This is a genomic window from Streptococcus infantis (assembly GCF_047460405.1).
GTDB lineage: Bacteria > Bacillota > Bacilli > Lactobacillales > Streptococcaceae > Streptococcus > Streptococcus infantis_Q.
In genome coordinates, this window is the sequence record NZ_JASHGH010000005.1 from 77186 (window position 1) to 98165 (window position 20980).

Annotated in this window: 21 protein-coding genes; 9 read left to right on the forward strand and 12 right to left on the reverse strand. The window is 38.8% G+C overall.

Annotated features, from left to right (window positions below; genetic code table 11):
- Nucleotides 1-94: 94 nt before the first annotated feature.
- The 6 genes from QM928_RS03595 to glmU form a co-directional block, all read right to left on the reverse strand.
- Nucleotides 95-355, reverse strand: coding sequence for a SemiSWEET family transporter (locus tag QM928_RS03595; protein ID WP_006150712.1), 261 nt, complete (start codon nucleotides 353-355; stop codon nucleotides 95-97).
- Between the two features lie 311 nt (nucleotides 356-666).
- The gene (gene pcrA / locus QM928_RS03600) at nucleotides 667-2955 is read right to left on the reverse strand and encodes a DNA helicase PcrA (protein WP_414294489.1); all 2289 of its coding nucleotides are present in this window, start codon (nucleotides 2953-2955) and stop codon (nucleotides 667-669) included.
- A 292-nt stretch (nucleotides 2956-3247) separates the two neighbouring features.
- The gene (locus tag QM928_RS03605) at nucleotides 3248-3943 is read right to left on the reverse strand and encodes a 5'-methylthioadenosine/adenosylhomocysteine nucleosidase (protein ID WP_281334944.1); all 696 of its coding nucleotides are present in this window, start codon (nucleotides 3941-3943) and stop codon (nucleotides 3248-3250) included.
- A gap of 10 nt (nucleotides 3944-3953) precedes the next feature.
- Complete coding sequence (gene macP, locus QM928_RS03610; protein ID WP_281334945.1) at nucleotides 3954-4265, reverse strand: cell wall synthase accessory phosphoprotein MacP; 312 nt, start codon at nucleotides 4263-4265, stop codon at nucleotides 3954-3956.
- Complete coding sequence (locus QM928_RS03615; RefSeq protein ID WP_153225360.1) at nucleotides 4258-4821, reverse strand: NUDIX hydrolase; 564 nt, start codon at nucleotides 4819-4821, stop codon at nucleotides 4258-4260. Before QM928_RS03615 ends, macP begins: the two co-directional genes overlap by 8 nt.
- Before the next feature lie 9 nt (nucleotides 4822-4830).
- Nucleotides 4831-6210, reverse strand: coding sequence for a bifunctional UDP-N-acetylglucosamine diphosphorylase/glucosamine-1-phosphate N-acetyltransferase GlmU (gene glmU, locus QM928_RS03620; protein ID WP_153225361.1), 1380 nt, complete (start codon nucleotides 6208-6210; stop codon nucleotides 4831-4833).
- Between the two features lie 156 nt (nucleotides 6211-6366).
- Here glmU and QM928_RS03625 point away from each other — a divergent pair, with 156 nt between their 5' ends.
- The 5 genes from QM928_RS03625 to lysS all read left to right on the forward strand — a co-directional run bounded on the left by QM928_RS03625 (nucleotide 6367) and on the right by lysS (nucleotide 10852).
- The gene (locus QM928_RS03625) at nucleotides 6367-7167 is read left to right on the forward strand and encodes a glycoside hydrolase family 25 protein (protein ID WP_281334946.1); all 801 of its coding nucleotides are present in this window, start codon (nucleotides 6367-6369) and stop codon (nucleotides 7165-7167) included.
- Between the two features lie 109 nt (nucleotides 7168-7276).
- A complete protein-coding gene (locus QM928_RS03630) occupies nucleotides 7277-8119 on the forward strand; it encodes a DUF368 domain-containing protein (RefSeq protein WP_248034219.1) in 843 nt (280 codons plus the stop codon).
- Nucleotides 8119-8604 (forward strand): aminoacyl-tRNA deacylase, encoded by a 486-nt coding sequence (locus QM928_RS03635; RefSeq protein WP_414294488.1) that lies wholly within the window; start codon nucleotides 8119-8121, stop codon nucleotides 8602-8604. The genes QM928_RS03630 and QM928_RS03635 overlap by 1 nt, the downstream gene beginning before the upstream one ends.
- Nucleotides 8601-9221, forward strand: coding sequence for a histidine phosphatase family protein (locus QM928_RS03640; RefSeq protein ID WP_414294487.1), 621 nt, complete (start codon nucleotides 8601-8603; stop codon nucleotides 9219-9221). Before QM928_RS03635 ends, QM928_RS03640 begins: the two co-directional genes overlap by 4 nt.
- A gap of 140 nt (nucleotides 9222-9361) precedes the next feature.
- Nucleotides 9362-10852, forward strand: a complete 1491-nt coding sequence (gene lysS / locus QM928_RS03645) for a lysine--tRNA ligase (protein WP_414294486.1) — start codon at nucleotides 9362-9364, stop codon at nucleotides 10850-10852.
- Between the two features lie 89 nt (nucleotides 10853-10941).
- On the opposite strand, the gene QM928_RS03650 is transcribed toward lysS, so the two are convergent.
- The 3 genes from QM928_RS03650 to QM928_RS03660 form a co-directional block, all read right to left on the reverse strand.
- Nucleotides 10942-12612 (reverse strand): formate--tetrahydrofolate ligase, encoded by a 1671-nt coding sequence (locus QM928_RS03650; protein ID WP_414294485.1) that lies wholly within the window; start codon nucleotides 12610-12612, stop codon nucleotides 10942-10944.
- Nucleotides 12613-12784: 172 nt separating this feature from the next.
- Nucleotides 12785-14260, reverse strand: a complete 1476-nt coding sequence (locus QM928_RS03655; protein ID WP_414294484.1) for a hypothetical protein — start codon at nucleotides 14258-14260, stop codon at nucleotides 12785-12787.
- The gene (locus QM928_RS03660) at nucleotides 14241-15440 is read right to left on the reverse strand and encodes a hypothetical protein (RefSeq protein WP_414276057.1); all 1200 of its coding nucleotides are present in this window, start codon (nucleotides 15438-15440) and stop codon (nucleotides 14241-14243) included. Before QM928_RS03660 ends, QM928_RS03655 begins: the two co-directional genes overlap by 20 nt.
- Before the next feature lie 141 nt (nucleotides 15441-15581).
- On the opposite strand from QM928_RS03660, the gene QM928_RS03665 reads away from it, so the two are divergent.
- From QM928_RS03665 to QM928_RS03675, 3 genes are read left to right on the forward strand one after another with little or no spacing between them, the layout of a single operon-like run.
- On the forward strand, nucleotides 15582-16271 hold the full coding sequence (locus tag QM928_RS03665) for a phosphopantothenate--cysteine ligase (RefSeq protein WP_414294483.1): 690 nt from the start codon (nucleotides 15582-15584) through the stop codon (nucleotides 16269-16271).
- A gap of 11 nt (nucleotides 16272-16282) precedes the next feature.
- Nucleotides 16283-16834 carry a phosphopantothenoylcysteine decarboxylase gene (gene coaC / locus QM928_RS03670; protein WP_414294482.1) on the forward strand — a complete coding sequence of 184 codons (552 nt, stop codon included), beginning with the start codon at nucleotides 16283-16285 and terminating at the stop codon, nucleotides 16832-16834.
- Nucleotides 16818-17381 (forward strand): ECF transporter S component, encoded by a 564-nt coding sequence (locus tag QM928_RS03675; RefSeq protein WP_001042711.1) that lies wholly within the window; start codon nucleotides 16818-16820, stop codon nucleotides 17379-17381. The genes coaC and QM928_RS03675 overlap by 17 nt, the downstream gene beginning before the upstream one ends.
- Before the next feature lie 193 nt (nucleotides 17382-17574).
- Here QM928_RS03675 and udk read toward each other — a convergent pair whose 3' ends face one another.
- From udk to QM928_RS03690, 3 genes are all read right to left on the reverse strand, one after another.
- A complete protein-coding gene (gene udk, locus QM928_RS03680; RefSeq protein WP_004253618.1) occupies nucleotides 17575-18213 on the reverse strand; it encodes a uridine kinase in 639 nt (212 codons plus the stop codon).
- 124 nt (nucleotides 18214-18337) lie between these two features.
- The gene (gene ptsP / locus QM928_RS03685; RefSeq protein WP_025171271.1) at nucleotides 18338-20071 is read right to left on the reverse strand and encodes a phosphoenolpyruvate--protein phosphotransferase; all 1734 of its coding nucleotides are present in this window, start codon (nucleotides 20069-20071) and stop codon (nucleotides 18338-18340) included.
- A 4-nt stretch (nucleotides 20072-20075) separates the two neighbouring features.
- Nucleotides 20076-20339 (reverse strand): phosphocarrier protein HPr, encoded by a 264-nt coding sequence (locus QM928_RS03690; protein WP_000146952.1) that lies wholly within the window; start codon nucleotides 20337-20339, stop codon nucleotides 20076-20078.
- Between the two features lie 363 nt (nucleotides 20340-20702).
- On the opposite strand from QM928_RS03690, the gene nrdH reads away from it, so the two are divergent.
- Nucleotides 20703-20921, forward strand: coding sequence for a glutaredoxin-like protein NrdH (gene nrdH / locus QM928_RS03695; RefSeq protein ID WP_000259242.1), 219 nt, complete (start codon nucleotides 20703-20705; stop codon nucleotides 20919-20921).
- Nucleotides 20922-20980: the final 59 nt, after the last annotated feature.

The following is a 20980-nucleotide window of genomic DNA, read 5'->3' on the forward strand; positions in this document are numbered from 1 at the left end:
TTTCTAATAGTATTATATCATGTTTTTTTAGGAATTTCGGATAAAGAAAAACTCTCCTTCATAACTAGATACGAAGAAGAGTTTACTTTATGTTTTAGAATAAAGCTGTCAATGCGGTAATAATCCCAAAAACGATGCCTGGTGCATTGGCTGCTGCCAAAGGAATATCACGTTCTTTTTTAAAGAGTCCGTAGTATACCCAAAGACTGCAGTTAATTGCAGCTACTGCTGGTTGGATAAAGTTTCCTTTTTGACCCGCAAGGTTGTTCATAATTTGAGGAATATATGAGATATACATCATTACAGACATAAAGGTTGCAATCCAACCTAAAGTTTTCATTTGTTTTTCAGTCATTTTCTTCTCCTTTCAAAAATTTTCAATTATACACTATTTGTTTTAATCGTGTAAGCAAAAAACTTTTTGTTATGAAAATGTAAATTATCACAAGATTGTGATAAGAGTATTCATAAAAATGGCGGTGGGACAGAAATCGATAGACAAAGTCTCGATTTCGTAGTCCCAGCCCCGCGAGGATGATTAGGAGCTTTTTGGAGTCTAAAAGACGAACAAAAAGTTCAATCAGCTACCGCGTCAAAGTTTGATTGCTAATAAAAAGTGAGGTCGGGATCTTTTGTCCCAACCTCAATCTTATTCATTTAGAAAACTTACTTCTTCTCAATCGGTGCTACACTGGCTAGGAGTTTTTTGAGGCCGACTTCTGGGAAATTGATTTTCAATTCCTGAGTAGATCCACTTCCTGAAACTTCTAGAACAGTTCCTTCACCCCATTTCTTATGAAGGACAATATCACCAATAGACCAGTTGGTTTCACCAGAAGCCGATTTAGAACCGGCTGAAAACTGTCCAAAAGGTAGTCCTTTTGATTCAATTGATCTTGGTGCTGCGTTGCGTTTACGATCTTGTAGAGCTTGAGCTAGACTCATGCCTTGACCAAAGGCGACACTTCCACTACTATAGGATGCTTTGAAGCTGCTATTAGCTGGACGCGCCAAACCTTGATAAGTTAACAAATCTGAACTAATCTCATTGATAAAGCGTGTTGGACGATTATAGTTCGTTCGACCAAATAGCAAGCGTGAGTTAGCATTGGTTAGATAAAGGATTTTCTCTGCGCGCGTGATACCGACATAGGCTAGACGGCGTTCCTCTTCTAGTTCATCCATGTCTTCTGCTGCACGACTAAGTGGAAAGACATTTTCTTCCATCCCAATCAAGAATACAACTGGAAACTCGAGTCCCTTTGCCGCATGGAGCGTCATCAAGGTTACTTCTGATGTTTCCTGACTGCCAGAGTCTGTATCTGCAATCAAGGCCAAATCGTTCAAGAAGCGACTGAGCTTATCCAAGCCAGTTTCTTCTTCCTGATTATCTGGATTATCATCAAAGTTCTTGGTAACAGAAAGGAACTCTTCGATATTTTCAACACGAGCCTTACTTTCTAAGGTTGCTTGAGCATTGAGAATATCCACGTAGCCTGTTTTTTCCAAGACTGCTTCCACTAACTCAGTAATGCTTAATTGATCCAGTTGCTCCCGCAAATCAAGAATCATATTGGCAAAATCCCAGATTGACTGGGCTGCCTTACCTTTAATCCCTGATAACATGATGTTAGCTGAAGCATCTAGCATAGACATATTTTGTAGGTTGGCAAAGTCACGGATTTTCTCTACTGTTCCTGGTCCAATGCCACGCTTTGGTTCATTAATAATCCGCTCAAAACTGATATTATCACTCAAATTGGCGATGAGATTCAGATAGGCGATAATATCACGGATTTCCTTACGGCTGTAGAATTTTGTTCCACCGACCATGGTATAAGGAATATTGGACTTGAGCAGAGCTTCTTCAATGGTACGAGACTGGGCATTGGTACGGTAAAGAACTGCAAAGTCCTTGTGAAGGAAGTTTTGGCTTCGACCAAGTTCATCAATGGTTTTGGCGACAAAGACAGCCTCGTCTTGTTCATCATTAGCACGATAGTAGACAATTTGTTCTCCATCCGCATTTTGAGTCCAGAGATTCTTAGGACGGCGATTTTTATTGTTTTTGATAACATCATTAGCAGCTTGGAGGATGGTCTTGGTCGAACGGTAATTTTCCTCCAACAAAACAACCTTGGCTTGAGGATAGTCCTTCTCAAAATCCAAGATATTCTGCATATCAGCACCACGCCAACCGTAGATAGACTGGTCAGCATCCCCAACTACGCAGATATTTTGGAAACGAGAAGCCAAGAGTTTAACGAGTTGATACTGAGCATGGTTGGTATCTTGATACTCATCAACATGAATGTACTGGAACTTTTGCTGGTAGTATGTCAAGACATCGGGATTTTGGTCAAAGAGACGCAGAGTAAACATAATCAAATCATCAAAGTCCACCGACTCTGACTGACGAAGTTCTTTTTGATAGGCTGTATAACACTTTGCTACAATTTGCGTGTACATATCTCCTGCCTGGGCAGCATAAGCAACATCGTCAATCAGATCATTCTTAGCATTGGAAATGGTTCCCAAAATAGTCCGTTCATTCCATTTTTTAGGATCCAAGTTTAACTGCTTGAGGATGCGTTTCATGAGCGTTCGCTGCTCTCCTGGATCTACAATCGTGAAATTGCGATTATAGCCAATATGATCCGCATCGCGACGTAGGATACGCACGCACATAGAGTGGAAGGTCGCGATCAAACAATCCTGAGTAGCTGGGTTGAGGTTATAAGCACGCTCCTTCATTTCACGGGCAGCTTTATTGGTAAAGGTAATGGCCAAGATATTCCATGGGTTGACCATCTTTTCATCAATTAAGTAGGCAATACGGTGGGTTAAAACACGAGTCTTACCAGATCCCGCCCCCGCCATGATCAGCAAAGGTCCTTCTGTGGTTTGAACGGCCTCGACTTGACGGTCATTCATTCCCTTTAATAATTCGTTCATTTTCTTTTCCTTATTCTTCAAGTCAATGCTTCTATTATATCAAAAAAGTTTGAAAATAACTTTTCTTAGGAGCCTTCTGATTATTTAAGTTGGCAAGACAAGAAAAGGCTGGGACAAAAGTCCTAGCCTCTCAATTCTCTTTTGATTGTCGAGCAAGGCGCAGTGGTTGAGTGGGCTCTACTACGCTGATTTCATCAGCTTTTACAGCCCTACTCAACTGTGCGGAGGTGGGACGACGAAATCGAATTCTAACGAATTACCGATTTCTGTCCCACTCTCAGTAATTCTTCTATTAGTCCTTTATAGACTGCAAAAGCGTCATTAGGGCTTGGGCAGAACGACGTCCTGCTTCTACGATAAATTCATCAAAGGAAACGGATGCTTCATGGTTGGCATTGTCACTCATGGCACGAACGACTAAGAAAGGAAGGTTCAAAGCCTGAGCTGCTTGAGCAATAGCTGCCCCTTCCATCTCTACAGCAAGAACTTGAGGGAAATGCTCTTTTATCGCTTTGATTTTATCTTCTCCAGCAACAAAACTGTCTCCTGTCGCAATCAAACCTAAATGCCAAGTTTGGTCCAGTTTAGACAAACTCTCTTGAATCAAATTGATAAACTTTTTGTCTGATTCAAAATAGAGAGGCTGTTGAGCCATTTGACCGTAATCATAGCCAAAGGCAGTCACATCAACATCGTGATAGGTAAGCTTGTCTGCAATCACTACATCGCCTACTGCAATCCCATTTGCCACTGCACCAGCAGATCCAGTATTAATCACTGCATCCACCTGAAAGTGATCTGCTAAGATAGCGACACTCATAGCAGACATGACTTTTCCGATTCCACTCTCTACAAGTACAAGCTCGACAGAACCAACTTTTCCTGTGTGATAGCTATTTCCCAGAACCTTTTCTTCGCTGGCATCGTCCAAGTGTTGAATCAAGTAAACTAGCTCTTCTGGCATAGCTGCTATAATTCCAATTTTCATGATAGACCCCTTAAAAAAATCTCATTGCTAAAATTAACAAAATCAAGAGAAGAATAACTGCAAATAGAATCTTATTCAATTTAGAATTAAAGACATTTCTCTTAGTATTTTCAATCCGACGACTTTTGTGAATAGAGGGTTCAACTTCGATAGTCAGTGTATCCTGACTAAAACCATGATCTCTGCTTCGTGAATAGCCAAAATTTTGAGAAGAAGTCGGTAAAATCTTAGTTTCCTCATCATCTAGCAAGGGAGGACCTGAGATGTCCTCTCCTCGATTGGCACGTTCAATCATTTCATCTGTTAATAAAGGTTTACCCATGGGTTCCTCCACTATTTTTTTGTAATTCCCAGTACTGGATAGCCATGATGGTCTTAGCATCACAGATATCTCCTGACTGGATCAGTGCTTTAGCTTGGTCAAGACTGACTTCAAGCAACTCCAAAGTCTCATCTTCATCCTGAGGACGAGGATTTTCAACTTTTGTCAAATCGATTGCCAAGTAAAGTTTTAAGCGCTCGTTACAAAATCCAATCGCTGAGTAAAAATCATAAAGAAGGCTTAATTTACCAGTATAGGCCGCTTCTTCTTCTAATTCACGAAGGGCTGCAGCTTCTGGATCTGCATTCTCCCCAATTTCAAGCTTACCTGCTGGAATTTCATATGAGACTTTTTCAATCGCCTTGCGATATTGTTTAACAAGGACAATCTTATTTTCTGGAGTGACTGCAAGGACACAAACTGCTCCATTGTGGAAAATCAAATCACGTTGCGCTCTACCTTTGCCAGAAGGTAGTTCAACCTGGTCTTGAACCAATTGGAAGATCGGTCCTTTATAGATTTCTTTACGACTTATAGTCTTTTCTTCGAATTCCATCGTTAGCTCCTATTTATTATTAGGATGATGAGGGAGGCGAGTTGCATATTCATCCTTATTGACTTGACGACCTCGTCCAATAGCAATGGCATCAGCTGGGACATCTTTAGTAATGGTTGAACCTGCTCCAACAAGAGAATTATTTCCAAGCTCTACTGGAGCAATGATAGTTGAATTTGAACCAACGAAAACATTGTTACCAATGGTTGTTTTAAACTTGTGTTGACCATCGTAATTTACAGTGATTGTTCCAGCACCAAAGTTGACATCACTACCAACTTCACAGTTACCAATATAAGTCAAATGACCTGCCTTAGTATTCTCCCCAATGCTAGATCCTTTGACTTCAACAAAGTTTCCAATGTGCACATCTTTTGCAAGGCTTGATCCTGGACGGATATGAGCATAAGGACCAACTGTAACACCATCAGCAACTGAGCTTTCCTCAATCATTGAATTGGTAATCACTGCTCCTGCTCCGATACTACTATCAACGATATAAGTTCCGTTGGTCAAAACAGTTCCTGCACCAATCTTACTAGAACCTTTGAGGGTTACATTTGCTTCTATTTGAACTTCTGGAGCGATCTCAACATCAATGTCAATGTAAGTAGCTTCAGGATTCACAAAACTAACTCCATTGATCATATGCGCTTGGTTAATACGGCGACGCATAATGCCTTCAGCTGTCGCAAGGGCAACACGGTCATTAACTCCGAGACTTTCATCAAAGTCTTTTAGAGTATAAGCACCAACTTTTTCCCCTGCTTCACGGAAAATGCCGATGACATCAGTGATGTAGTATTCACCTTGGGCGTTGTTGGTATTGATATTTTTAAGAGCTTCAAAAAGACGAGCATTATCAAATACATAGGTTCCTGTATTGATTTCCTTGATTTGTTTTTCAAAATCAGTCGCATCCTTCTGCTCCACGATACGAAGCACTTCAGCATTCTCATTACGAACAATACGTCCATAACCAAATGGATCTTCAGCTTCTGCAGTAAGAATTGTAGCTACGTTCTTGTGATTAACGTGGAAATCAATCAAGTTCTTTAGACTTTCACCAGTAATGAGTGGTGTATCACCAGCAATAACCAATGTTTGTCCAGAAAGTCCTTCAAGAATTGGCTCAGCCATCATAACCGCATGACCAGTTCCTAATTGCTCAGACTGTCTTACAAAATCAGTTTGACCAGCTAAAACTTGTTCAACTAGCTCTGCCTTATGACCAACAACCGTTACTGTTTTTTCAGGATTGATTGCCCCTACACTACGAAAAACATGCTCCAGCATTGAAATTCCTGCAACCTTGTGCATGACTTTTGGTAGATCTGACTTCATACGAGTACCTTTACCCGCTGCTAAAATAACTGCATAATTTGCCATATTTTTCTCTTTTCTATAGAAATTCCTTTTAATTATATCATATTTTTGCTCTTTCAAACACAAAAGAGGGCAAATGCTTTAAAACATCGCATTCTCTAGATGATTTCGAGTATTTTTTTTTGATTTTTTTCACCATTTACGATACACTATAAAAGTATGAGAAAGAAAATAAATCCTGTTTTTATTTTTACTGTATTAGCTACTCTTGTGGGTATTTTAATCATCAATAGACCCAAGTTTGAAGACCATCCAGTCAAAACAAAGCAAAATCCAGTTCAAGTAGAAACTCAAGCTTTACATAATATCAACAAGCCGATTATTGATGTTTCTGGCTGGCAAAGACCATCAGAGATCAATTATGACACCTTAGCTCAAAATATTTCAGGTGCAATCGTTCGGGTTCATAGTGGAGCTCAAGCTTCTGTTGAAAACGATGCTTCATTTAAAAATGGGGTTGATAAGGCTTATAAAGAACACATCACAGAATTTCAAAAACGGAATATTCCAGTCGCTGTTTATGCCTATGTAGCTGGTAAAAATGTCGAAGAAATGGAAAAAGCTGCCGAAGTTTTTTATAATGCTGCTTCTCCCTATAATCCTAGCTACTATTGGTTGGATGTTGAAGACAAGACTATGTCTGACATGAACAAGGGTGTTGAGGCCTTTCGTGCTAAATTAGCTTCATTGGGAGCTAAAAATATCGGTATCTATGTTGGTGTCTACTTTATGGAGGAGCATAGTATCAGTACGGAAAATTTCTCAGCAATCTGGATACCGTCCTATGGAACCAACTCGGGTTACTACGAGAGTGCTCCAAAAACAGATCTTAACTATGAACTTCACCAATACACCTCTCATGGAAGCCTTGGAGGCTTTGAAAATCATCTGGATTTGAACCTTATTTCTTCATCAAAGAACAAGGAAGAAACCTTTAGAAAATTATTTTTAAATCCTTAATCACTATCACCATAAGCAAGTCAGACATTGCTTTCTGCTTGCTTTTCTTTATTTTTCAGTATTAAATCACTGTTTTATCTTTATAGAATATGAATCTCGGAGGAACTCTATGTTATCATGGCTATCAAAAATTATTAAGGGAATTGTTATTGCCCTAGGTTTCATTCTACCAGGGATTTCTGGTGGCGTTCTTGCCGCTATCTTGGGAATTTATGAAAGAATGATTCGTTTTCTTGCCCATCCTTTTAAGAATTTAAAAGAAGATGTACTCTTTTTCCTTCCTGTCGGTATTGGGATGCTTCTAGGTATCGGACTTTTCTCCTATCCAATCGAGTATCTTTTAGAGAATTATCAAGTGTATGTATTGTGGAGTTTTGCTGGAGCTATCATTGGTACCATCCCAAGTCTTGTCAAAGAATCAACTCGTGACTCTGATAGAGATAAGGTTGACCACATATGGTTTTGGGCAACCTTCATCATCTCAGGTATCGCCCTCTATGCCTTGAATTTTGTAGTTGGTTCTCTATCTGCAAGCTTCCTTAACTTTACACTGGCTGGTTGTTTGTTGGCGCTTGGTATTTTGGTTCCAGGGCTTAGTCCTTCCAATCTTCTCTTGATTCTTGGCCTTTATGGCCCTATGTTAACAGGGTTTAAGACTTTTGATTTATTTGGTACCTTCCTTCCAATAGGAATTGGAGCTGCTGCTACTCTTATAATTTTTTCAAAATTTATGGACTACGCTCTCCGAGTCTATCAATCTCGTGTCTACCACTTTATCATCGGAATTGTTCTTTCAAGCACAATCTTAATCCTCATTCCAAATGCTGGTAATGCTGAAAGCATCAGCTACAGTGGATTATCTCTTGTGTCTTATGTCATCATTGCCTTTTTCTTCGCTCTAGGTATTTGGTTAGGTATTTGGATGAGTCAATTGGAGGATAAGTATAAATAATGGCAAAAAAAGTAAAAGTCAAGAAAACCTTGGTCCAACAAATTTTAACCAAGGCAGGAATAAACCATACAGGTATTCAAATTAATGCCCTGGAAGGTGAGATGCCTCAAGGTTATGAAAAGAGTCAGATTTTTAAGACTCTAGCACTTCTGGGAGATAAAACTGGACCAATTATTGGAATCGTGCCTATCACTGAACATCTTTCTGAAAAGAAACTTGCTAAGATTTCTGGTAATAAGAAAGTCAGCATGATTCCACAAAAAGACCTAGAAAAAACAACAGGCTATATCCACGGTGCCAATAATCCAGTTGGAATCCGTCAAAAACATAACTATCCTATCTTTATCGACCAAACTGCTCTTCAACTGAATGAAATGATTGTTTCCGCAGGGGAGGTTGGTCATAGTATCATTATCAATCCTCAAGATCTAGCATCCTTTGTTAAAGCTGAATTTGCAGATATCTTGGAGGCAAGTAACGCATGAAATTCTATTTTATTCGTCACGGTAAAACACTTTGGAATCTCGAGGGACGTTTTCAAGGAGCGAGTGGGGATTCTCCACTCTTAGATGAATCCATTGAGTCCTTAAAAAAACTAGGGCAGTATCTCCAGGAAACTCCATTTGATGTGATTTATTCTAGTGATCTTCCTCGTGCTAAAACTTCCGCTCAAATTATCCAAAGTCAACTGAAAAATAGCTGTCCATTAGAAGAGATACCCTCACTAAGAGAATGGCAACTTGGAAAACTTGAAGGTGCAAAATTTGCAACCTTAGAAGCCATCTATCCCGAGCAATTAAAAGCTTTTCGCACCAATCTAGCGAAGTTTGATTCGACTATGTTTGGTGCAGAGTCTGTCTATCAAACAACTCAGCGTACCATTCAATTTATCAAATCATTAGAGTCCAAACCTTTTGAACATGTTATGATTGTTGGTCACGGGGCCAATCTCACAGCCAGTATTCAAACTCTTTTAGGCTATGATACTCCACTACTTAGAAAAGATGGCGGTCTCGCAAATGCCAGTGTTACAATTCTCGAAACCAAAGACTTTAAAAACTTTAACCTCTTAGTCTGGAACGACACTTCTTATCAAAATTAGAACTGAACTTAACAATCACTGTTAAGTTCTTTTTAGATTTTGTAGAATATCCGTGAATTTATTTGACTTTTATGATAAAATGGGAGTATCGCAAAAAAGACTCATCGTATCAAGAATTGAGTAAAAACTAGGAGGAACCCATGTCAACAGAACATATGGAAGAATTGAATGACCAGCAGATCGTTCGCCGTGAAAAAATGGCTGCGCTCCGCGAACAAGGAATCGATCCATTCGGTAAACGATTTGAACGCACTGCTAACTCACAAGAATTAAAAGATAAATATGCTGACCTTGATAAAGAACAATTACACGAATTAAACGAGACTGCTACTATCGCTGGACGTTTAGTAACAAAACGTGGTAAGGGTAAAGTTGGATTTGCCCACCTTCAAGACCGCGAAGGACAAATTCAAATCTACGTTCGTAAAGACGCTGTTGGTGAAGAAAACTACGAAATCTTTAAAAAGGCTGACTTGGGAGACTTCCTTGGTGTCGAAGGGGAAGTGATGCGTACTGATATGGGAGAACTCTCTATCAAGGCGACTCACATTACACACTTATCTAAAGCCCTTCGTCCCCTTCCAGAGAAATTCCACGGACTTTCAGACGTTGAAACAATCTACCGTAAACGCTACCTCGATTTGATTTCTAATCGTGAAAGCTTTGACCGCTTCGTCACACGTTCAAAAATCATTTCTGAAATCCGTCGCTACCTCGATGCTCAAGGTTTCCTTGAAGTAGAAACACCTGTACTTCACAATGAGGCTGGTGGAGCATCTGCGCGTCCATTTATCACTCACCACAATGCTCAAAATATTGATATGGTGCTTCGTATCGCGACCGAGCTTCACTTAAAACGTCTTATCGTCGGTGGTATGGAACGCGTTTATGAGATTGGCCGTATCTTCCGTAACGAAGGAATGGATGCTACTCATAACCCTGAGTTCACTTCTATCGAAGTTTACCAAGCTTATGCAGACTTCCAAGACATCATGGACTTGACGGAAGGCATTATCCAACATGCTGCTAAATCAGTTAAAGGCGATGGTCCAGTCAACTACCAAGGAACTGAAATCAAAATCAATGAACCATTTAAACGTGTTCACATGGTTGATGCTATCAAGGAAATTACTGGTGTCGATTTCTGGCAAGAAATGACTTTGGAAGAAGCCAAAGCTATCGCTGCTGAGAAGAAAGTTCCAGTTGAGAAACACTACACTGAAGTTGGTCACATTATCAATGCCTTCTTTGAAGAGTTTGTTGAAGAAACCTTGATCCAACCAACCTTTGTCTATGGACATCCAGTAGCTGTATCTCCACTGGCTAAGAAGAATCCTGAAGACGAACGCTTTACTGACCGTTTCGAACTCTTCATCATGACTAAGGAGTACGGTAATGCCTTTACTGAGCTCAACGATCCAATCGACCAACTTAGCCGTTTTGAATCCCAAGCTAAAGCTAAAGAACTTGGTGACGATGAAGCGACAGGTATCGACTACGACTACATCGAAGCCCTTGAATACGGTATGCCACCAACAGGTGGTTTGGGAATCGGTATCGACCGTCTCTGCATGCTCCTCACTGACACAACAACTATCCGTGATGTATTGCTCTTCCCAACAATGAAATAAAATACAAATCTCCTAGTCACATTCTAGGAGATTTTTTTGTGTTAATAAAAAGACAAACTCGATTTTGAGCTTGTCTATTTGTTGTTCAATTAGAATAATCCAAGAACTGTTCCATCGCTTTCAACATCCATGTTGAGAGCTGCTGGTCGTTTTGGAAGTCCAGGCATGGTCATGACATCGCCAGTTAGGGCAACGATGAATCCTGCACCTAATTTTGGTACCAATTCACGAATGGTAATTTCAAAGTTTTCAGGTGCTCCAAGTGCATTTGGATTGTCTGAGAAGCTATACTGGGTCTTAGCCATACAGATTGGCAATTTGTCCCAACCGTTTTGAACAATTTGAGCGATTTGTGTTTGAGCTTTCTTCTCAAAGTTCACTTTGCTACCACGGTAGATTTCAGTAACAATCTTTTCAATCTTTTCTTGAACAGAAAGGTCATTGTCATACAAACGTTTATAGTTAGCTGGAGTTTCAGCAATAGTCTTAACAACTGTTTCGGCAAGTGCTACTCCACCTTCTGCACCATCAGCCCATACGCTAGCTAATTCAACTGGAACATCGATTGAAGCACAAAGTTCTTTCAAAGCTGCAATTTCAGCTTCTGTATCAGAAACAAATTCATTGATAGCAACAACCGCTGGAATACCGAATTTACGAATATTTTCAACGTGGCGTTTCAAGTTAGCAAAACCTGCACGAACCGCCTCCACATTTTCCTCTGTAAGAGCGTCTTTAGCCACACCACCATTCATCTTAAGAGCACGAAGGGTTGCGACAATGACAACTGCATCTGGAGATGTTGGCAAGTTTGGTGTCTTGATATCAAGGAATTTCTCAGCACCAAGGTCCGCACCAAAACCAGCTTCAGTAACTGTATAATCAGCCAAGTGAAGGGCTGTTGTCGTTGCCAAGACTGAGTTACATCCGTGTGCGATATTGGCAAATGGGCCACCATGTACAAAGGCAGGTGTTCCATAGATGGTTTGAACCAAGTTCGGTTTGATAGCGTCTTTCAAAATCAATGCCAAGGCACCTTCAACCTGTAGATCACCTACTGAAACAGGTGTACGATCATAACGGTAACCAATGACGATATTGGCCAAACGACGTTTCAAATCTTCAATGTCAGTTGCCAAGCAAAGGATAGCCATGATTTCTGAAGCAACAGTGATATCAAATCCATCTTCGCGAGGAATACCATTAAGAGGACCACCGAGTCCAACAGTTACATGACGAAGGGCGCGGTCGTTTAAGTCAACAACACGTTTCCAAAGAATACGACGTTGGTCAATTCCTAGCTCATTTCCTTGGTGCAAGTGATTGTCAATCAAAGCAGAGAGAGCATTGTTTGCAGTTGTAATAGCGTGCATATCTCCAGTAAAATGAAGGTTGATGTCTTCCATTGGTAAAACTTGGGCATAACCACCTCCAGCAGCGCCACCTTTAATTCCCATGACAGGTCCAAGAGAAGGTTCGCGGATAGCAATCATGGTTTTCTTACCAATCTTATTCAAAGCATCAGCAAGTCCGATAGTGATAGTTGATTTTCCTTCACCAGCAGGTGTTGGGTTGATAGCCGTAACAAGAATCAACTTACCAACCGGATTTGCCTCAACTTCACGAATTTTATCAAAGCTAAGTTTAGCCTTGTACTTTCCATACAACTCCAAATCATCGTAAGAAATACCCAGTTTCTCTACAACATCAACAATAGGCTTCAACTCAATACTCTGTGCGATTTCAATATCTGTTTTCATTCAAAACTCCTCTAACCTCTTATATGATAATTCATTATAACACAAAACAAGATTTTTAACATCCTTAAACTCTCTAAACGTTCGTAAATATCACAATACTTCAGACTTTCTTTGCTTCTTTTTAAATTTTTATATGCCTTTATAGGTTTTAACTATAGTTGAAAGCTTTCTACTAACTCAGAAAGTAGCTATCAATTTCGGATAAATCATGTAGAATTTCGTCATTAGAAACTCCTATATACTCAGCTAATTCAATTGAATACTCAAAACGAAGACGTGTATTGATAGATAAATCAAAAGAGTAATCCTGTAATCGTCCTAGTTTATGATATTTATCCATAATATCATTAAAAATAATTTTGTATTTATCATCTAAGTTTTTGATATGGTTATCTAAGTTTTCCCTGTAATTTTGAATTAATTCCTGTTCCCTATCACTTAAAATCCCTTTGCCTATTTCCCAAATTATTGAAGTAGCTATTGAACCTACTACTGCTCCTAAGACAGGGACAGGAATAAGTGTTTGACCAACACATGAACCAATTGTCGCTAATGTTGTATCCAATGTATTGATAGTTATAAAATTTATAAATTCATCCTCAGTAATCTCATTTGTTCTAAGTTTAGTAATAATATCTACCATGCCGTAACTTGCTGTTACAAACGCACTTGCATTAGGAGCACTCATTTTAAAAACATTAGTGAGACCATAAATCGCGTAACCTGATATACAACCTTTTACCGCACCTTCCACTGTTTCCAGTCCACAGTCTAACCAATCTGATTGTTCAAATTCAAAAATTGTTTTTCCTTCTTTGTATTTCCCATACACAGCTGACATTAATGCTAAACCACCTTGTAAAAAAGCTGCGTTTCTTGCAATCTTGTTAGCTTCTTTTATTCTTGGTAATGAATTTTTTTGTGCTACTAACCGTTTTCTATTTAACTCTTGTTGTTTTAGTCTGACAGTTTTACAAATATTCTTCTCCTCGGAATCTAAAATGGAATTTATTGAATTTCTTTGAGCATCATCATAATTTAGAACAGATGATTTCATCCAAGATTTATATGAAGTAAGTCCCTTGCTTTTGGTAATATCATTGATCATTTGTCGTATATCAGTAATTTGTTTAATAGACAATTTTTTACCATTAAATTCAACTTCTTTGGCGCCAGCCATAATTTTTTCGTATACTAACACGTGATCTTTTGGAAACATCATTTTCATTTTTTTACTGTAATGAAATGATTGAGCTAGTTCATCACGTAAATTATTATAAAACTTCATTTGAATAGTATTTCTACCAATTAACAAATCAGCTGGTCCATTATCATTCAATACTTTTACAATAGGATTTAACCCTTCAAAAGCTCTTCTCGCATTCACAATTCCTGCTTCTGCAAATTCAGCAATAAAACCGTGACCGCCGTATTCACCTCCACGATTCTTTAGAATAACGTCTTCAATGTTATCTCTAGCATAGTTTAAGATTTTAGAGGCATTGTCCTTGTTTAAAATGACATGTCGAGATTCATCCTCAATCATTTTCATGGCAATTTGTAAGTCTTGAATTCTCAAGTTGTTTAAACAATTGACATATGCACCTATCCCTTGATAAAATGCTCTATTAACAGCCTGATTCATCATTTATTTTAATTTCCTTATTAATCATCGAAGTAAGTGAGAGGGTTGAATTTACTAAAGCACCTGCTTGATATTTTTCTTCTTCAGAAAATAAGCTATAGTCCAGCCCAGTTAAAGATAAGTTGGCTAAATAAATCCCCTCAGTTTGCTTTTCAATTAAATTAATTAATTCACTAATTTCTATTATTGATTTATCAGTTTGTCTAATTAATAACTCAATTTTCTTTTGTTCATCAAGCGCTTCTTTAGCTACTTCTTCATTTTTTTTATTAGCAAAAACACCTGCTCCGACAGACGCTGTTAACATTAAGCCAGCAATCCCCCAACCAACAGGGCCCGCCATGGCTAAAAAGGCATTGCCAGCAGCCATACCTCCTCCTCCTGCTGCTAGACTTCCTCCACCTAACCAAGCTAATGCCGCACTATTTGCTGCTGCACCTGTCAAGCTAGAAATTGCTGTTCCTGTTGATGCGACACCAAAAGTAGTTGCAACTCCCATAGCTGCAGTAGGACCTAAAGTTGCGACTGTCACACCTAAAGCACTTAAAGAAGCTGTAGCTGCCGTACTACCGCTGGCTAATTCTGCTTCTTTGATTGCCTGAGTAATAGCTAACTGCTTATCTTCGAAATTCTGTATTTCAACAATTATTTCGTCTAATTTTGTTTCAAATTCTTTCGGTTTATTTGCTAATTTACTAATTCTTTCTTCAATGATTTTGACAACTTTGATCGCCTTGTCTCTACTTTTATAAAGCTCAGTCGATTTATTCGTTAGATCTGTGGCTTTTTCATTATATGTTTGAATAGATTCATGATAGTTCTCAACAGCTTCGGACCTTAGTTTACCATTAAAAAGATCTATTGAATCAATTTGAGATTTTGCTTCAGTTGCAACTTTTCCAGCTTGATTGATTGTGCTAGTTGTCACCTCTGTTACTTGTTGAACAGTATCATTCGCTACTGTAGCAGCTTGACCTGAAACGTCTGAAACAACATTTCCTATCTTATTTGATACATCTCCTATTACTTTTACAGAATCTGATAATAAATCTCCTGTAACTTTCCCAGCGCTATCTAAAGCTTTTCCAGCTTCATTAAGTACACTACTGGTTGTCTTACTAGCATCATCAATTACTTTACTAGCTTCTTTAACCATATTATCTGCAAACTTAAAAAAGTCCATAACGGCTTCCCCTTTTCATATATAACTAAAATAATTATCTTATATCTTAAATTAATTGTCAATAATAATATAGTTATAAAGTTTAGTTATATTTTATCGCTTTCATTTTACTTACTGCTCATTTTTTTGTACAATAGTTCTATGAAAATTTTAGTTACATCTGGTGGTACAAGCGAAGCAATAGATCGAGTTCGCTCCATTACCAACCACTCTACTGGTAGACTTGGTAAAGTTATAACTGAGGCTTTACTAAAGGCTGGGCATCAGGTCTGTCTGATTACTACGCAACAAGCGTTAAAACCAGCACCACACTCAAATTTATCCATCATTGAAATCAAAAACACTTCCGATTTACTTCGAGAGATGAAACGGATTGTTCCTGATTATCAAGTTTTGATTCATTCCATGGCAGTCTCTGACTATAGTCCTGTTTACATGACTGATCTTGACCAAGTCCAAGCAAGCCAAGATTTAAGTGAGTTTTTGCATAAGAAAAATATGGAAACAAAGATCTCCTCTAAGGATGAGGTGCAAGTCCTATTTCTCAAGAAAAATCCTAAAATTATTTCTCTTGTCAAAGATTGGAACCCCAGTATTCATCTCATCGGCTTTAAACTGCTTGTTGATGTTACCAAGGAGCATCTGATTCAAATCGCTAGAGAAAGTCTTAAAAAGAATCAAGCTGACTTGATTGTCGCTAATGACCTCACTCAGATTAATGCTGATCAACACCTGGCTTACCTAGTAGAAGAAAAAGATTATCAGATTGCTGCTAGCAAACAAGAAATTGCTGACTTGTTAGTGGAAAAAATTCAGGGATTTGATCGTTAGAAAGGAAAATTATGGCTCGTATTACACTCGCTGTGACAGGCTCTATCGCCTCTTACAAAGCTGCTGATTTGGTAAGTGGCTTGAAGAAACAAGGGCATTCTGTTACTGTACTTATGACCCAGGCTGCGACTGCCTTTATTCAACCTTTAACCCTTCAAGTCTTATCTCAAAATACCGTACATCTCGATCTTATGCAGGAACCTTATCCTGATAAAGTCAATCATATCGAGCTTGGCAAAAAAACAGACTTGTTTATCCTTGCCCCTGCGACCGCTAATACGATTGCGAAAGTCGCGCACGGTTTGGCTGATAATATGGTAACTGCTACAGCTCTTGCCTTGCCAAACTATGTTCCAAAACTAGTAGCACCTGCTATGAATACCAAAATGTATGACCATCCAGCAACTCAAACAAACTTAAAAACTTTAGAAACTTATGGTTATACAATTATTGCTCCAAAAGAGTCCCTACTGGCCTGTGGCGATGTAGGACGTGGTGCTCTTGCTGATCTTGATACTATTTTACAACAGATAAAGGAAAAACTTCATGAACAAACGCTCTAATATTGCTCCTATTGCTATCTTTTTTGCCAGCATGATTGTCATTCATTTGCTGAGCTCTATTGTCTTTAATGTCTTGCCATTTCCAATTAAACCAACCATTGTCCATATTCCAGTCATCATTGCTAGTATCATCTACGGACCACGGATTGGGGCCATCTTAGGTTTCTTGATGGGGATGATTAGCTTGACTGTCAATACGATCACTATTCTCCCAACTAGCTACCTCTTCTCTCCATTTGTACCAAACGGTAACATCTACTCCCTAGTTATTGCGATTGTACCACGCATCCTTATTGGTTTAACTCCGTACTTTGTCTATAAACTCCTCAAAAACAAGGCGGGGCTTATCTTCGCTGGAGCACTCGGTTCCCTCACAAATACTGTATTTGTACTAGGCGGAATCTTCTTCCTCTTTGGAAATGTTTTTGACGGAAATATCCAAAAACTATTAGCTACTGTTATCTCAACAAATTCTATTGCAGAACTCATAATCTCAGCAATACTGACCCTAGTTATTGTTCCGAGACTTGAAAAAATCAAAAAATAAGAGGTCGGGAAAATCCCGGCCTCGATTTTTATTTGACCTAAGTAACTGACTCTGTATTTAATTAAGATTACAGACTTCTAAAAGTCCCTTTGACGAGACTATCTAAAAGCATGATTGTAAAAATTCACGGATATGAGAAAAAGGTTCAAACTTGATAAAATCTTTACTTTCCCACAGCCTTTTTATCTGCTTATTATTGGGCAAGACGTGCTTCTTCTAAAATCTTTTCAATTTTTGTCGTCAGCAAATCAATAGCTACTGTGTTGGTCACTCCTTCTGGAATAACGATATCTGCATAACGCTTTGTTGGCTCGATAAATTGATGATACATGGGTTTTACTACACCAAGATACTGGTCAATGACGCTGTCTAAACTACGACCACGCTCTTCCATATCACGCTTAATACGACGAATAATACGGACATCATCATCTGTATCTACGAAAATCTTGATATCCATCAAATCACGAAGACGTTTGTCCTCCAAAACCAAGATTCCTTCTACGATAAAGACATCTTGGGGTTCTTGACGATAGGTTTTAGAACTTCTGGTATGGGCAGCATAGTCGTAGGTAGGAATATCAACTGGACGTCCTGCCAACAACTCTTTGATTTGCGCAATCATCAAATCAGTATCAAAAGCAAAAGGGTGGTCATAGTTGGTCTTGATACGTTCTTCAAAGGTTAGATGTGATTGATCTTTATAGTAGGAATCATGCTCAATCATAGCTATTTTCTCGTTTGGAAAATGCGATAAGATTGCTTTAGATACGCTTGTCTTTCCTCCTCCAGATCCCCCTGTTACTCCGATAATGATTGGTCTATTTTGCATTGTAGCCTCCTTGTATTTTCCCTTGTCTATTTTACCATATTTTTGATAAATTTTACAGATGGAGTTTTCTACAAAATAGAAGAAAAAATCCTCATAGCTAGAAGCTACAAGGATTTGTAATTGATTAATCGAAGTTAACGTATTCTTTAGAAAGTTCAAGAACTTCTTCCATTGTTGAACATTCAGTAAGAGCACGGTTAGCGTATTCTTGCATTTTAGCAGTGTCGAGTTTCTTCATCAAGCTACGTGTACGAAGTACAGATGTTGCTGACATAGAGAACTCATCCAAGCCCATTCCGACAAGAAGTGGAACAGCTGTTTGGTCACCAGCCATTTCACCACACATACCAGCCCATTTACCTTCAGCGTGAGCTGCTTTGATAACGTTGTTGATCAAACGAAGGATTGATGGGTTGTATGGTTGGTAAAGGTATGAAACTTGTTCGTTCATACGGTCTGCCGCCATTGTGTATTGGATCAAGTCGTTTGTACCAATTGAGAAGAAGTCAACTTCTTTTGCAAATTGGTCTGCAAGCATAGCTGCTGCAGGAATTTCGATCATGATACCAACTTGGATGTCATCCGCAACTGCAACACCTTCAGCAAGAAGGTTAGCTTTTTCTTCATCGAAGACTGCTTTAGCTGCACGGAATTCTTTCAAAAGCGCAACCATTGGGAACATGATACGCAATTGACCGTGTACAGAAGCACGAAGAAGAGCACGGATTTGAGTGCGGAACATTGCGTCTCCAGTTTCAGAGATAGAGATACGAAGAGCACGGAATCCAAGGAATGGGTTCATTTCATGAGGCATATCGAAGTAAGGAAGTTCCTTGTCACCACCGATATCCATTGTACGGACAACAACTGGTTTACCGTTCATTCCTTCAAGGACAGCCTTGTATGCTTCGTACTGCTCATCTTCAGTTGGGAAGTCTTGAGAATCCATGTACAAGAACTCTGTACGGTAAAGACCTACAGCTTCTGCACCGTTGTCATTAACACCTTCAACGTCTTTTGGAGTACCAATGTTTGCTGCCAATTCGAAGTGTTTACCATCAGCAGTAACAGTTTGAGCATCCTTCAAAAGTGCCCATTCAGCTTTTTGTTGAGCGTAAGCTTCACCAGCTGCTTTAAATTCAGCCGCTTGTTCTTCAGTCGGGTTGATAATCACTTCACCTGTAATACCATTAACGGCAAGTAGGTCACCATCTTTGACGATTTCAGTGATATTATTTGTACCCAAAACTGCAGCGATTTCAAGTGTACGAGCCATGATAGCTGAGTGACTTGTACGACCACCAATGTTTGTTACAAAAGCTTTTACAAAGTTTTTGTCTAATTGAGCTGTATCAGATGGAGTCAAGTCGTGAGCAATCACGATCACTTCTTCATTGATAGAAGCTGGGTTTGGCAATTTTTTACCAAGGAGGTTAGCCAATACACGTTTTGTTACGTCGCGGATATCTGCTGCACGTTCTTGCATGTATGGGTTGTCTTCCATGCCTTCAAAGATTGTGATAAACATGTCTGTAACTTCTTTCAGACCCGCTTCTGCATTCACTTTCTTAGCACGGATAGTTTCTTTGATTTGACCAATCAATTCAGGGTCAGCAAGAACCATCAAGTGGGCGTCAAATACTTGTGCCGCTTCTTCACCAAGCGTACCTACAGCCTTCTCGCGGATAAGAGAAAGCTCGTTTTGAGAAGCTTCAAGAGCAACATCCAAACGAGCCTCTTCTGCATTTGTATCTTCGACTGTAACAGTCTCGAATGATAAATCCGGTTGAACGAGTAGATATGCTTTTGCAACTGCAACACCGTCAGATGCTGCGATTCCTTTAAGCATTTCTGTCATTTCCTTATGCCAATCCTTCTTTTTCCATTGTTTCTGAGATTGCAGCGATAGCGTCATCAGCGTCTGCACCTTCAGCAGTGATTGTAACGTCAGCACCTTGACCAACACCAAGGCTCATTACACCCATGATAGATTTAAGGTTAACTGATTTACCTTTGTACTCAAGAGTGATATCTGAAGCAAATTTGCTAGCTGTTTGTACCAACAATGTTGCTGGACGTGCGTGAATACCTGTTTCTGCCACTACGTGGAAATCTTTAGAAGCCATAGTTTGACTCTCCTTTAATAGTTTTCTTGTTGAGTTACATATCTGATAACCCTTACAATTTAGTATTATATCACCTTCATTGATATTTTTCAAGTATTTTATGGACTTTCTTCAATTTCCTTTCAGATAACTTGCTGAAAATCTTCTATTAAATTTAGCAAAACACAGTATGTAGTTTTTGTCGAGACACCTATAATGAAATCATTGCTTTTTCTGTAATTATTTTTCAATACTACACTATATATTGTGTTTGTTAGTAAAATCAGTAAAATAAGTACACAAGATTTAGTTTTAGAAAGTTGACAAAGTTTTTTTTTCTGATATACTAAGAAAGTAATAATTTTTTAAAGAGGAGTTACAGAAATGGTAACCGTATATTCTAAAAACAACTGTGTCCAATGTAAAATGACGAAACGTTTTTTAGACAGTAATAATGTTGAATATAAAGAAATCAATCTTGATGAACAGCCTGAATACATTGATCAAGTAAAAGAGCTTGGCTTTAGTGCCGCTCCTATCATTCAGACACCAACAGAGGTTTTCTCTGGTTTCCAACCAGGTAAACTCAAACAACTTGCTTAAGAATCAAGACAAAAGCTTCTATGTCTATCTTAGAAGCCTTTCTTTTGTAATTAGATAAA